Raw genomic sequence first — 13,263 nt, 5'->3', positions numbered from 1 at the left:
ACAAGCCCCAATTCATTTCTGGGTACAGTACCTGCTTGACTGGAGAAAAAATGAGCGCATTGGAATTACAAGGCCTGGGCATGGTCCCGATGGTCATCGAGCAGTCGGGCCGTGGCGAACGGTCCTACGACATCTACTCGCGCCTGCTCAAGGAGCGCGTGATCTTCCTGGTGGGCCCGGTCAATGACCAGACCGCCAACCTCGTCGTGGCGCAGCTGCTGTTCCTCGAAAGCGAGAACCCCGACAAGGACGTGTCGTTCTACATCAACTCCCCCGGTGGCTCGGTGAGCGCGGGCATGGCGATCTACGACACCATGAACTTCATCAAGCCCGACGTGTCGACGCTGTGCACCGGCATGGCCGCCAGCATGGGCGCGTTCCTGCTGGCCGCAGGCGCCAAGGGCAAGCGTTTCGCGCTGCCCAACTCCAAGGTCATGATCCACCAGCCCCTGGGCGGCATGCAGGGCCAGGCGACCGAGATCGAGATCCATGCGCGCGAGATCCTGAAGACCCGCGAGCAGCTCAACAAGATCCTGGCCGAGCGCACCGGCCAGCCGCTGGAAAAGATCCAGCGCGACACCGAGCGCGACTACTTCCTGTCGGCCGAGGAGTCCAAGGAATACGGCCTGGTCGACCAGGTGATCAACAAGCGTTCCTGATTCGCCCAGGCGGCGCGGCGGCGTTTTCCCCCGGGGAAGACGCCGTTTTTTATTTGGTTATCATCCCGACAACTTTCCGTACGTAACAAGGCATTGCCCCCATGGCCGAGAAAAAAGGCTCTTCCAGCGAAAAAACCCTCTACTGCTCTTTCTGCGGCAAAAGCCAGCATGAAGTGAAGAAGCTGATCGCCGGTCCGTCCGTCTTTATCTGCGACGAGTGCATTGACCTGTGCAACGAAATCATTCGCGATGAGCTGCCGGCCGGTGACGTGGCGCGTGAAGGCCGCAGCGATCTGCCCACGCCGGTGGAGATCAAGACCAACCTGGACAACTACGTGATCGGCCAGGACGTCGCCAAGCGCACGCTGGCAGTGGCGGTGTACAACCACTACAAGCGCCTGCGCCACAAGGACAAGGCCCACAAAGACGATGTGGAGCTGTCCAAGAGCAACATCCTGCTGATCGGGCCCACGGGCTCGGGCAAGACGCTGCTGGCCCAGACGCTGGCGCGCATGCTGGACGTGCCTTTCGTGATGGCCGACGCCACCACCCTGACCGAAGCCGGCTATGTGGGCGAGGACGTGGAGAACATCGTCCAGAAGCTGCTGCAAAGCTGCAACTACGAAGTCGAGCGCGCGCAGCGCGGCATCGTCTACATCGACGAAATCGACAAGATCTCGCGCAAGTCGGACAACCCCAGCATCACCCGCGACGTGTCGGGCGAGGGCGTGCAGCAGGCGCTGCTCAAACTCATCGAAGGCACCATGGCCAGCGTGCCGCCCCAGGGTGGGCGCAAGCATCCGAACCAGGACTTCCTGCAGATCGACACGACCAACATCCTGTTCATTTGCGGCGGCGCTTTCGCGGGCCTGGAGAAGGTCATCGAGAACCGCACCGAGGCATCGGGCATCGGCTTTGGCGCATCGGTCAAGAGCAAGAAGCAGCGCTCGCTGACCGAAGTGTTCACCGAGATCGAGCCCGAGGACTTGATCAAGTTCGGCCTGATCCCCGAATTGGTGGGCCGCATGCCCGTGGTGACGGCGCTGGCCGAGCTCAGCGAGGACGCGCTGGTCGAGATCCTGACCGAGCCCAAGAACGCGCTGGTCAAGCAGTACAGCAAGCTCTTGTCCATGGAAGGCGTGGACCTGGAGATCCGTCCTGCGGCGCTCAAGGCCATCGCCCGCAAGGCACTGGCCCGCAAGACCGGTGCCCGTGGTCTGCGCTCGATCCTGGAGCAGTCGCTGATCGGCACGATGTTCGACCTGCCCAATACGAGCAACGTCGAAAAGGTGGTGGTGGACGAGTCCACCATCGAAGAAAACAAGCCGCCGCTGCTCGTGTACCGCGAGGCGGCCAAGAAGGCCTGAAAGACATGGCGCCCGCCCTGAGTCGCTCAGCGGCGTTCCCCACCAGGGAACACCGCCAGCGCGGCAGGGCGGCCCTATCGCGGCGGCCGCTGCTGGCCTGCGACGCGACAGGTTCACGCGTCTTAAGCGTTTTGAATGACGCTGGGCGGCCTGCATGTGAGATGTCTCCGCGGTGCACGCCATTGAAGGCATGCACTGCACAGGGCGGCCGCTGGCGCTGCCCTTCAACCCTTCTTCCGGTACGGATGGCAGAAGGGGTTGAAAATCCCCACGGGTGGACCATATTCCACTGAGTTAACTGAGGATTTCCATGTCCGGACATACCCCCCTACCTGCCACCCCGCTCGATCTGCCGCTGTTGCCACTGCGCGACGTGGTGGTGTTCCCCCACATGGTGATCCCGCTGTTCGTGGGCCGTCCCAAGAGCATCAAGGCGCTTGAGATGGCCATGGAGGCCGATCGCCGCATCATGCTGGTGGCCCAGAAGGCCGCCGCCAAGGACGAGCCTTCGGTCTCGGACATGTTCGATGTGGGCTGCGTCTCCACCATCCTGCAGATGCTCAAGCTGCCCGATGGCACCGTCAAGGTGCTGGTCGAAGGCCAGCAGCGCGCGGTGGTGACATCCATCGAAGACGGCGAGACCCACTTCACTGCCACGGTGACGCCGGTCGAGGCCACGCCCGATGCCAACAAGCCGAGCGAGATCGAGGCCCTGCGCCGCGCGGTGATGCAGCAGTTCGACCAGTACGTCAAACTGAACAAGAAGATCCCGCCCGAGATCCTCACCTCCATCTCCAGCATCGACGACCCGGGCCGCCTGGCCGACACGATTGCCGCCCATCTGCCGCTCAAGCTCGAGAACAAGCAGGTGGTGCTGGATTTGGCCGACGTGAAGGCGCGCCTGGAAAACCTGTTCGAACAGCTCGATCGCGAAGTCGACATCCTCAACGTCGACAAGAAGATCCGCGGCCGCGTGAAGCGCCAGATGGAGAAGAACCAGCGCGACTTTTACCTGAACGAGCAGGTCAAGGCCATCCAGAAGGAACTGGGCGAGGGCGACGAAGGCGCCGACATCGAGGAGATCGAGAAAAAGATCAAGCTCGCCAAGATGTCTGCCGAGGCGCGCAAGAAGGCCGATGGCGAACTCAAAAAGCTCAAGCTCATGTCGCCCATGTCTGCCGAAGCGACGGTGGTGCGCAACTACATCGAAGTGCTCACGGCTTTGCCGTGGGCCAAGAAGACCAAGATCAAGCACGACCTGGTCAACGCCGAAGACGTGCTGAACGAAGACCATTACGGCCTCGACAAGGTCAAGGACCGCATCCTTGAATATCTTGCAGTGCAGCAGCGCGTGGACAAGGTGAAGGCGCCCATCCTCTGCCTGGTGGGCCCTCCTGGCGTGGGCAAGACCTCGCTGGGCCAGTCGATCGCCAAGGCCACCGGCCGCAAGTACGTGCGCATGGCCCTGGGCGGCATGCGTGACGAGGCCGAGATCCGCGGGCACCGCCGCACCTACATCGGCGCACTGCCGGGCAAGGTGCTGCAGAGCCTGTCGAAGGTGGGCACGCGCAACCCGCTGTTCCTGCTGGACGAGATCGACAAGCTGGGCACGGACTTCCGGGGCGACCCGTCGAGCGCGCTGCTGGAGGTGCTGGACCCCGAGCAGAACCACACCTTCGGCGACCACTACGTCGAGGTTGACTTCGACCTGTCCGACGTGATGTTCGTCGCCACGTCGAACTCGATGAACATCCCGCCGGCCCTGCTCGACCGCATGGAAGTGATCCGCCTGTCGGGTTACACCGAGGACGAGAAGACCAACATCGCCATGAAGTACCTGCTGCCCAAGCAGCTCAAGAACAATGGCGTGAAGGACGAAGAGCTGCTGATCACCGAGCCCGCCGTGCGCGACATGGTGCGCTACTACACCCGCGAAGCCGGTGTGCGGTCGCTGGAGCGCGAGCTGTCCAAGATCTGCCGCAAGGTCGTCAAGGGACTGCAGCTCAAGAAGCTGGAACCCCAGGTGGTGGTGACTGCTGACAACCTGCCCGACTTCCTGGGTGTGCGCAAGTACACCTATGGCCGTGCCGAGCTGCAAAACCAGGTGGGTCAGGTCGTGGGCCTGGCATGGACTGAAGTGGGCGGCGATCTGCTGACCATCGAAGCCGCCACCATGCCCGGCAAGGGCGTGATCACCCGCACGGGCTCGCTGGGCGACGTGATGAAGGAGTCGGTGGAGGCCGCTCGCACGGTGGTGCGCAGCCGGTCCCGCCTGCTCGGCATCAAGGACGACATGTTCGAGAAGCGCGACATCCACATCCACGTGCCTGACGGCGCCACGCCCAAGGACGGCCCGAGCGCGGGTGCTGCGATGACCACAGCGTTCGTCTCTGCACTCACCGGCATCCCGGTGCGTGGCGATGTGGCGATGACCGGCGAGATCACGCTGCGCGGTGAAGTCACCGCCATCGGTGGCCTCAAGGAAAAGCTGCTGGCCGCACTGCGCGGCGGTATCAAGACCGTGCTGATCCCCGAAGAAAACGTGAAGGATCTTCAGGAGATTCCGGACAACGTGAAAAGCGGCCTCGAGATCGTGCCGGTGCGCTGGATTGACAAGGTGCTGGAAGTGGCCTTGGAGCGCAAGCCCGAGCCGCTGACGGATGAAGAGGTGGCCGAAGTGGCTGCGGCTGCGGCCGAAAAAGCCCGTGCTCCGGCGCCGTCGGGAGATGGCCTCAAACATTGATGCAAATTTTTTGGAGAGCCCCAAAAAATGCGCTACAATTCACTCCATCGCAGCAAACGTTGTAGAATGTTAGGCTTCGGTAAATGCGGGAATAGCTCAGTTGGTAGAGCGCAACCTTGCCAAGGTTGAGGTCGAGAGTTCGAGACTCTTTTCCCGCTCCAATTTCCACAAAAAGGGAAGCTTTTGCTTCCCTTTTTTGTCAGAGGAATGTGAATTCCTGGCGCGGTAGCAAAGCGGTTATGCCCCGGATTGCAAATCCGGTTAGTCCGGTTCGACTCCGGACCGCGCCTCCAGATATTCCGGGCTCTGCAGTTTTCTGACTGCCCAAGCCCGGAAGTGGTCCTTGCTTCTGGCAGGGCCTGTCAGGGTGAAGAAATTGGTAAATTTTTCGGCTTGCAAATTTGCAGTGCTGAAAAATGGCGATATAATTTGAGGCTTGCTGATTCGCACTGACGGAAGCGTCAAGAATCACAGCAAATGCGGGAATAGCTCAGTTGGTAGAGCGCAACCTTGCCAAGGTTGAGGTCGAGAGTTCGAGACTCTTTTCCCGCTCCATATTCCAAAGGGAAGCTTCGGCTTCCCTTTTTTCTTGGTCGGTGCAGGTCCTGGCATGTTGCTACAGACCCGCAACTCCAAGAAACAGGGCATTGCGCGCATGCGTCGCCCGGGTTACGCTGCAACGCAGGTGTGCGTTGGGCAACCGGCGCCCCGATGGTGAAATTGGTAGACACTGCGGACTTAAAATCCGCCGCTTTCCTGAAAAGGGGCGTGCCGGTTCGACCCCGGCTCGGGGCACCACGACGATGAACCTGAAAATGGCAATGGACCGCTTGCTTGCTCACCTCTCATAGGCCGCATGGATGCTCACTTCGCCTGTTTCCTACGCCTTCATCCGTGAAGCACACAGCGCCAGCGGTTGCGTCCGTTGTAGCGGGTGCGGCCGCTCTGTATCGCGCCGCCTCGCCTGCACCCCGACAGCCGCATCGGCTCGCGCATCCCACTGCCGTTTCTAGGCCCATCCCATGTCAAGTTACAACGTTCCCTTCGAGATCCATGTCCACGGGCAGGTCCAGTTGCGTGCCGATACCAATTTCGAGCAACTGCAGGAGGCGCTCAAGCCCTTGTGGAAGTACGCCGGAGCCCGTTCGCTGGCCGACGGTGCAGCCAGCGCTTATGAAGAAGAGCCGGGCATCCGGTTCGACGCGCAGGAGCATTTGCTGCAGGTCTGCTGGACGGTGCGCGGCGACGAAGACTTTCGCCAGTCGCTGGACGAAATGTGCATGAACCTCAATGAGCTGGCCGAGCTGGGTGCAGCCATCGAAGTCACGTTCTACGACGCTGACTTCGACGAGGAAGAGGAAGGCGAGGGCGCCGAGTCGCGCGACGACTTCGTGATGCTGTTCGTGGGGCCCACGCCTGCCGCCATCATGCAGGTGCAACGTGACCTGCTGGTGCAGGATGTCGTGAACATGATGGAGCGCCACTTCGATGGCGCCGAGCTCGGCGGCGTGGTGGCCGAGATCGACAAGCTCTTCAGCCAGCGTTTCGATGCGCTCGTTAATTCGCTGGAGATCGGCAAGCCCCCGCGGGGCCCTGGCAATGGCGGTGCGGGCGGCAGCGGCGGCCATGGCGGCGGTGGCCGTCGTCCGCGGCATTTGCACTGATCTGCCCGTCGAACAACGCGGGCAACCGAGCGATGGCGTTGCGAAAGGCAGCGCCATTGTGCTTTCTGGGGCCGCATGACGCCCCTTGCGATGATTCGATGGAGTACCGGGGCCACCGTCGGCGATGACGCCTGATGGCTCTGAACCGCCCGAGGCCTTGTTTCCGATGACCACCGACCTTCCTTACCTGCGCTGTTACCCCGAATCCCTGCAGGACCAGGCCCGGGCGCTGCTGGTGCAGGGCCGGCTGGGCGCCGTGCTGCTGGGCAAGTACCCGCGGCCCCATGCGGTGCGCAGCGACAAGGGACTGTACGACTACACCCAGGAGCTCAAGGCGCGCTATCTGCGCAACGCGGGCACCATCAACAAGGTGCTGTTCGACAACAAGATCCACGTGGTGCGCCACGCCCTGGGCCTGCACACGGCGGTGTCCCGCGTGCAGGGCAACAAGCTGGCGGCCAAGCACGAGATCCGCATCGCGGCGATGTTCAAGCAGGCGCCGGACGAGTTCCTGCGCATGATCGTGGTCCACGAGCTGGCCCACCTGCGCGAGAAGGACCACGGCAAGGCCTTCTACCAGCTGTGTGCGCACATGGAGCCGAACTACCACCAGTACGAGTTCGACCTGCGGCTGTACCTCACGCACGTGGAGCAGTCGGGCGAACGCCTGTGGGGCGCGGCAGAGACTGCGTGAGCGACGGGCGCCTGCAAGCTATGCCCAACGCATTGCTACAAAATTAATAGCTGCTAGCGACCGTCCACCGTGCGGTAGGTACTTAAAAAGCCTGAAGTCGGATGGCGGTGCGACCTGCGATCCGCCGCCCGGGGCCGGGCTTGAAGCCTCAGGGTACTGAAACAGTAGAACAGCAATCCGCAGGCAGCCCCAGCCAGCGTTGCGCCCCGGCTTGCAGCATGGCCACGGACCCGGTCGTCAGCAGGCGCGTATTCGGCACGTCCGACAGGGCTTCGTCTGGGCCCTCATTTTCGGCATCAGCAGCAGCCCCACCATCCGGATACTCAGCCGCATGCGCCAGGGCGCCAGCGCGGGCGTTGCGCAGCAGGCCCGCGGACTCCAGCAGCCGCCGCGTCTGCCGCGCCACGGGTTCTCCCGTCTCGATGAATTGCACGCCGGGCCCCACCAGCGCCCGCAGTTCGTGCGCCACGAAGATGTAGTGCGTGCAGCCCAGCACCAGCGTGTCTATCTGCCCGGGTGCAGTGCCGAACTCGCCCATCGCGTGGATGTAGCGCTCGCACAGCGCGCCGGTCTCGGTGGCGCCGACCGCACTGCCCGGGGCGGGCTCGGGCAGGTCGACGCTGCGCTCGATGGCATGGGCCAAACCGTCGCACGGCTGCACCACAAATTGGGCTTGGCCGTCCAGCGACGCCAGCAGCTTGCCGAACTTGCTGCTGGTCAGCGTGCCCCGGGTGCCGATGACGCCCACCCTGCCTGTTTGAGTGACCGCCAGCGCAGGCTTGATGGCCGGCTCCAGCCCCACCAACGGCAGATCGGGGTAGCTGCTGCGCACTTCATGAATGGCAGCCGCCGTGGCGGTGTTGCAGGCCACCACCAGCGCCTTGATGTGGTGCTGCTCGCGCAGGTACCGGGTGATGGCGTGCGTGCGTGCGCTCACGTAGGCATCGCCACGCTCTCCGTAGGGCGCGTTGGCACTGTCGGCCAGGTACACGAAGCGCTCGTTGGGCAGGGCGGCCCGCAGGGCACGCAGCACGCTCAGCCCACCCACGCCGCTGTCGAACACACCAATAGGAGAAGAAGTCAGCGGCATTGAGCGGCCCATGGATTGGACAAAGACCTGGATTGTAGAAAGGAAGCTGTGGGTACGCAGCGCGAGGCCCATGGCGGCCTAGCGGCGGGCACTTGGCGAACCCAGGGCATGGCAATGGGGAAGTCGGGTTGAGGCTGGAATATGGATCGGCTCGCGCGCCTTGCACCACGCCGCCTACGCCGACCAGACCGCGTAGGCCGTGCGTTCTGCGGCAAGGACCTCACGGAGGCTCACTTGCCTTTTCACACCCCATCAACAGAAAACCGCCCGAAGGCGGTCTTTGCGAGGTTGCGCAACGCGCTGGCTCTGCCAGGCAATTCGTCAGGCGCCAGCCACTTCGATGCCCTTGAACTCGCCGGTGGCGATGCGCTTTTGCCATTCGGCCGGGCCGGTGATGTGGGCGCTGGTGCCGCCGGAGTCCACGGCCACGGTCACGGGCATGTCCACCACGTCGAACTCGTAGATGGCTTCCATGCCCAGGTCCTCGAAGCCCACGACCTTGGCGGTCTTGATGGCCTTGCTGACCAGGTAGGCGGCGCCGCCCACGGCCATGAGGTAGGCGCTTTTGTGGTTCTTGATGGACTCGATGGCCACCGGGCCGCGCTCGGCCTTGCCGATCATGGCGATCAGCCCGGTCTGCTCCAGCATCATGTCGGTGAACTTGTCCATGCGCGTGGCGGTGGTGGGGCCGGCAGGGCCCACGGCCTCGTCCTTCACCGGGTCCACGGGGCCCACGTAGTAGATGACGCGGTCGGTGAAGTCCACGGGCAGCTTCTCGCCCTTGGCCAGCATGTCCTGGATGCGCTTGTGCGCGGCATCGCGGCCGGTCAGCATCTTGCCGCTCAGCAGCAGGGTGTCGCCGGGCTTCCAGCTGGCCACTTCTTGCTTGGTCAGCGTGTCCAGGTTAACCTTCTTGCTCTTGTTGTAGTCGGGCGTCCAGTTCACGTTGGGCCACAGGTCCAGGCTGGGTGGCGTGAGGTACACGGGGCCCGAGCCGTCCATCACGAAGTGCGCATGGCGCGTGGCAGCGCAGTTGGGGATCATCGCGATCGGCTTGCTGGCCGCGTGCGTGGGGTACATCTTGATCTTGACGTCCAGCACGGTGGTCAGGCCGCCCAGGCCCTGGGCGCCAATGCCCAGCGCGTTGACTTTCTCGAACAGCTCCAGGCGCAGCGCCTCGACCTTGTCGAGCGCGGGGCCGCCGGTCTTGGCGGCTTCGGCCTTGGCTTGCAGCTCGTACATGTCCAGGTCGTCCATCAGGCTTTCCTTGGCCATCAGCACGGCCTTTTCTGCCGTGCCGCCGATGCCGATGCCCAGCATGCCAGGCGGGCACCAGCCGGCGCCCATGGTGGGCACGGTCTTGAGCACCCAGTCCACCACGCTGTCGCTGGGGTTGAGCATGTACATCTTGGACTTGTTCTCCGAGCCGCCGCCTTTGGCCGCCACGGTAATGTCCACGGTGTTGCCGGGCACGATCTCGGTGAAGATCACCGCGGGCGTGTTGTCTTTGGTGTTCTTGCGGTCGAACTGCGGGTCGGCCACCACGCTGGCGCGCAGCGTGTTGTCGGGGTGGTTGTAGCCGCGGCGCACGCCTTCGTTGATGGCGTCATCCAGGCTGCCCGTGAAGCCTTCCCAGCGCACGTCCATGCCCACCTTCAGGAACACGTTGACGATGCCGGTGTCCTGGCAGATGGGGCGCTGGCCGGTGGCGCTCATCTTGCTGTTGGTGAGGATCTGTGCGATCGCGTCCTTGGCCGCGGGGCTTTGCTCACGCTCGTAGGCGCGGGCCAGGTGGGCGATGTAGTCGGTAGGGTGGTAGTAGCTGATGTACTGCAGCGCGGCAGCTACAGATTCGATGAGATCGTCCTGGCGGATGGAGGTGGTCATGGCGGTTCGTGGGGGAGTCTTTTATGGAGGACGCTGATGCGTCCCTCTCCCACCCCCCGCATGCGCCGCCTGGCAACCAGCGCTGGGCCGCAGACCGCACTGCCGAAGGCAGGCGGACCGTATTTTGACAGACCCCCACCCGAGGCGTCCCAGGCGAGGCCAAAGGCCGGCACCTGTGTTCGGCCTTAGTGGCCCTCCCAGGTGCCCACCGGTGGCCCTTGCCACCGGGTTGGACGGGCCTTTATGCAGTGCCGTTCGCCTCGTCCTCGTCGGCCTCGACCGCGTCATCGGTGTCGTTGCCGCCGGGCAAGTCGTCCGCGCTCAAGGGGGCATCGGCCTCGCGGTTGCTGCGCTCGGTGTCCACGTCCTGGCCCTCGTCGTCGCCGACCATGCCGTCATCGGGATCTGCGTCGTCTTCGCCGGGGCCGCCGGTGGCCATGGTTTCCACATGGTCGGGCAGGATGTCGCGGGCCGTGGGCTCCGTGCCGGGGTTCACGCTGCTGCGCTCACCGGTGCCGAAGCGGTCGGTGTCGCTGTCGGAGTCGGCGCTGTAGGCACCTGCGCTGTCGCTGCCCGAGTCGGACGCATCGCTGGGGCCCAGACTGTCGATGCCGGTCGCGCTGTGGGCGGGCGGAAGGTTGTCGCTGTCGATGCCGAGAAGGCTGCTGGTGGCCATGGTGTGCTCCGATCGATGGATGGATGAGGCGCTACGGGCCGGAGGGGCCACGCTGCGGGGCGGGAGAACCGCAATCACTCCATCGTCTGCGCGCCACGCGCTGCGCCATGTCAGGCGGCGCTGACATGGGCGTCGTCCATCTTCGCCGGAGCCCCCTGCAGATCAGAGTGCAGGGGCCAGGTCAGAGATCCGGCAGCGACCCGATGACGGACGGCGTGAAGTCCGCGCTGCCTGCGGGCTTGTCGCCCTGCGACCATGCCAGCAGCATGTTGGCCGGCATGGGGCGGGCGTAGAAGAAGCCCTGCAGTTCATCGCAGCCCATGCCCAGCAGAATGTCGCGCTGGCCGCTGGTCTCCACCCCCTCGGCCACAACGCGCAGGCCCAGGGCATGCGCCAGGCTCACCACCGCAGCCACCACGGCGCGGGCGTCTTCGCTGCTTTCCAGGTCGTTCACGAAGCTCCGGTCGATCTTGAGCTGCTGCGCCGGCAGCTGGCGCAGGTAGTTCAGGCTCGAATACCCGGTGCCGAAGTCGTCGATGGACAGGAACACCCCGATGCGCGCCAGCCCCTCGAAGGTGCGCTGCGTGGCCTTGATGTCCTCCATGGCCACCGATTCGGTGATCTCGCACAGCAGCTGCGAGGCATCGAGCCCGTGGCGCAGCAGGGCCTGCTCGATGCGCTCGGCCAGCCCGGCCTCGCGCAGCTGGTGCACCGACAGGTTGATGGCCACCCGCATGCGCAGGCCGCTGTCGGCCCACTCGGCTGTCTGGCGGCAGGCTTCGTTGATCACCCAGTTGCCCAGCCGCCCGATCAGCCCGAAGCGCTCTGCCAGCGCGATGAAGACCAGCGGGCTCACCATGCCGTGCTTGGGGTGGTTCCAGCGCAGCAGGGCTTCCACCCCACTGATCTGGCCACGCGTGCCGTCGATTTTGGGCTGGTAGTGCAGGGCCAGCTGGCCGCGGTCGATGGCCTGGCGCAGGTCGTTTTGCAGCTCCAATTGTTCGGATGCGTCCGAGCCCATGTGCGGCTCGAACAGCGCATAGCAGCCGCCCCCGGCACGCTTGGCCGCGTACATGGCTGCGTCGGCATTGGCGACCAGCTTGCCGCGCTCGCCATGGTCGGGATGCACCACGATGCCGATGGAGCACGCGATCTGCACCTTCTTGCCCGAGACCTCGAACGGCTCCGACAGGGCCGCGAGCACCCGGTTGGCCATGGTCACGCAGGCGGCCACGTCGGTCACGTCTTCGAGCAGGATCAAAAATTCGTCGCCGCCCACACGGGCCACGGTATCGGACTCGCGCGCCTGGCGCTGCAGCCGCTCGGCCGCGCTGCGCAGGATCACGTCGCCCGCCGCGTGGCCGAACGAGTCGTTGATGGGCTTGAAGCCGTCCAGGTCCACGAACAGCACCGCCAGGCGGTCTTCCACGCGGTGGTGGTTGGTGCGGTCCAGCCGAAGGAGTGCATGGATCAAGCGGTCCTCGAACAGCAGCCGGTTGGGCAGGCCGGTCAGCGCATCGGCGAAAGCGCGTTTTTGCAGCTCGTCATTGGCGGCCTGCAGGCGGGTGTTGCTGTCGGTCAGCGACTTCGTCAGGCGCTCGGCCGTGGCCTGCAGGCGCGCGTCCAGGATGGAGGTGAACAGCGTGCTCACCAACAGCATGCCCGTGGCCATGAGCACCATGGCCGTAAGACCCGGGCCGCCGAGCTGGCCCGCGCTCAGGCACACCGCACCCTTGGCAAAGCTGGCCGCCGCCATGCCGGTGTAGTGCATGCCGCAGATGGCCACCGCCATCACGAACGATGCGGCCACCTGGTACGCCAGGCGCTGCCCGGGCTGCACGCGGCGCAGCAGCTTGAAGATCAGCAAGGCCGTGGCCGATGCCAGCACCGCGATCAGCACCGACAACGCCACCAGCAGCGGGTCCCACACGATGCCCGGCGCCATCTCCATCGCCGCCATGCCGATGTAGTGCATGCCGCTGATGCCGGCGCCCATCACCAGCGCACCCATGGCCAGTTGCACACGGCCAAAGTTTTCGCGGCTGGCCAGTTGCAGGGCCATGGCCGACGCGGCCACGGCGGCCAGCCACGACAGCAGGGTCGGGCCGCCGGCAAAGCCGATCTCGATGGGCAGCCGAAACGCCTGCATGCCCAAAAAGTGCATGGCCCAGATGCCCGTGCCCATGACGATGGAGCCTGCGGCCCACCAGGCCAGCCCCACGCGGCGCTGTGCCGTGCGCACGCGGCGCGCCAGGTCCAGCGTCACGTAAGACGCCAGCATGGCAATGGCAAAGGAGGCGGCCACCACGAACAGGTTGTAGCTGGAGGGCATGAACGTGTTCATGGTGCGAAGAAAGCTGTGATGGAGTGGGCAGGGTGCATCGGGCGCGCGGCGCCGTCAAGGGGCCCAGGGCAGATACGCAGCGGCAGCGCCATGCAGGGGGCAGGGCACGGTCGCGCACGTCGGAGTGTATAGACCGGTG

General features: G+C 64.5%; 9 protein-coding genes and 4 tRNA genes. 9 read left to right on the top strand and 4 right to left on the bottom strand.

Translation table 11 applies throughout. The features are described from left to right. The first annotated feature begins 50 nt into the window (after positions 1-50). From clpP to ACSQ3N_RS18040, 9 genes are all read left to right on the top strand, one after another. Positions 51-659 carry an ATP-dependent Clp endopeptidase proteolytic subunit ClpP gene (clpP, locus tag ACSQ3N_RS18080; RefSeq protein ID WP_056169761.1) on the top strand — a complete coding sequence of 203 codons (609 nt, stop codon included), beginning with the start codon at positions 51-53 and terminating at the stop codon, positions 657-659. A 101-nt stretch (positions 660-760) separates the two neighbouring features. Next, positions 761-2,026, top strand: a complete 1,266-nt coding sequence (gene clpX / locus ACSQ3N_RS18075) for an ATP-dependent Clp protease ATP-binding subunit ClpX (RefSeq protein WP_056169758.1) — start codon at positions 761-763, stop codon at positions 2,024-2,026. 310 nt (positions 2,027-2,336) lie between these two features. After that, entirely contained in the window at positions 2,337-4,769 is a 2,433-nt protein-coding gene (gene lon, locus ACSQ3N_RS18070) for an endopeptidase La (RefSeq protein ID WP_056169755.1), read from the top strand. 85 nt (positions 4,770-4,854) lie between these two features. After that, positions 4,855-4,930, top strand: a tRNA-Gly gene (locus ACSQ3N_RS18065). A gap of 58 nt (positions 4,931-4,988) precedes the next feature. Next, a tRNA-Cys gene (locus ACSQ3N_RS18060) sits at positions 4,989-5,062 on the top strand. A 186-nt stretch (positions 5,063-5,248) separates the two neighbouring features. After that, positions 5,249-5,324 (top strand) — tRNA-Gly (locus ACSQ3N_RS18055). Between the two features lie 150 nt (positions 5,325-5,474). After that, positions 5,475-5,567 (top strand) — tRNA-Leu (locus tag ACSQ3N_RS18050). Positions 5,568-5,791: 224 nt separating this feature from the next. Further along, positions 5,792-6,433, top strand: a complete 642-nt coding sequence (locus ACSQ3N_RS18045; protein WP_056169751.1) for a DUF6806 family protein — start codon at positions 5,792-5,794, stop codon at positions 6,431-6,433. A 166-nt stretch (positions 6,434-6,599) separates the two neighbouring features. Continuing rightward, entirely contained in the window at positions 6,600-7,127 is a 528-nt protein-coding gene (locus ACSQ3N_RS18040) for a M48 metallopeptidase family protein (RefSeq protein WP_436147014.1), read from the top strand. Positions 7,128-7,275: 148 nt separating this feature from the next. Here the strand turns inward: ACSQ3N_RS18040 and murI are convergent, their stop codons facing one another. The 4 genes from murI to ACSQ3N_RS18020 all read right to left on the bottom strand — a co-directional run bounded on the left by murI (position 7,276) and on the right by ACSQ3N_RS18020 (position 13,124). Continuing rightward, positions 7,276-8,217, bottom strand: a complete 942-nt coding sequence (gene murI, locus ACSQ3N_RS18035) for a glutamate racemase (RefSeq protein WP_436147013.1) — start codon at positions 8,215-8,217, stop codon at positions 7,276-7,278. 321 nt (positions 8,218-8,538) lie between these two features. Then, positions 8,539-10,104: a fumarate hydratase gene (locus tag ACSQ3N_RS18030; protein ID WP_056169745.1), complete on the bottom strand. Its 1,566-nt coding sequence runs from the start codon at positions 10,102-10,104 to the stop codon at positions 8,539-8,541. A gap of 241 nt (positions 10,105-10,345) precedes the next feature. Further along, positions 10,346-10,780, bottom strand: coding sequence for a hypothetical protein (locus tag ACSQ3N_RS18025; RefSeq protein WP_056169742.1), 435 nt, complete (start codon positions 10,778-10,780; stop codon positions 10,346-10,348). Between the two features lie 181 nt (positions 10,781-10,961). Beyond that, a complete protein-coding gene (locus ACSQ3N_RS18020) occupies positions 10,962-13,124 on the bottom strand; it encodes a putative bifunctional diguanylate cyclase/phosphodiesterase (RefSeq protein ID WP_056169740.1) in 2,163 nt (720 codons plus the stop codon). Between the last annotated feature and the right edge of the window lie 139 nt (positions 13,125-13,263).

This window comes from Acidovorax sp. LjRoot194, from assembly GCF_964253015.1.
In the GTDB taxonomy this organism is placed as follows: domain Bacteria; phylum Pseudomonadota; class Gammaproteobacteria; order Burkholderiales; family Burkholderiaceae_C; genus Acidovorax.
Note: the sequence above shows the minus strand (reverse complement) of the source record. Positions and strands in the feature narration are given on the sequence as shown.

Excerpts from the sequence above, each read along its gene's own strand:
- ACSQ3N_RS18040 (WP_436147014.1), top strand. The coding sequence starts at position 6,600 with ATGACCACCGACCTTCCTTACCTGCGCTGTTACCCCGAATCCCTGCAG.
- clpX (WP_056169758.1), top strand. The coding sequence starts at position 761 with ATGGCCGAGAAAAAAGGCTCTTCCAGCGAAAAAACCCTCTACTGCTCT.
- murI (WP_436147013.1), bottom strand. The coding sequence starts at position 8,217 with ATGCCGCTGACTTCTTCTCCTATTGGTGTGTTCGACAGCGGCGTGGGT.
- ACSQ3N_RS18025 (WP_056169742.1), bottom strand. The coding sequence starts at position 10,780 with ATGGCCACCAGCAGCCTTCTCGGCATCGACAGCGACAACCTTCCGCCC.
- clpP (WP_056169761.1), top strand. The coding sequence starts at position 51 with ATGAGCGCATTGGAATTACAAGGCCTGGGCATGGTCCCGATGGTCATC.
- ACSQ3N_RS18045 (WP_056169751.1), top strand. The coding sequence starts at position 5,792 with ATGTCAAGTTACAACGTTCCCTTCGAGATCCATGTCCACGGGCAGGTC.
- lon (WP_056169755.1), top strand. The coding sequence starts at position 2,337 with ATGTCCGGACATACCCCCCTACCTGCCACCCCGCTCGATCTGCCGCTG.
- ACSQ3N_RS18020 (WP_056169740.1), bottom strand. The coding sequence starts at position 13,124 with ATGAACACGTTCATGCCCTCCAGCTACAACCTGTTCGTGGTGGCCGCC.
- ACSQ3N_RS18030 (WP_056169745.1), bottom strand. The coding sequence starts at position 10,104 with ATGACCACCTCCATCCGCCAGGACGATCTCATCGAATCTGTAGCTGCC.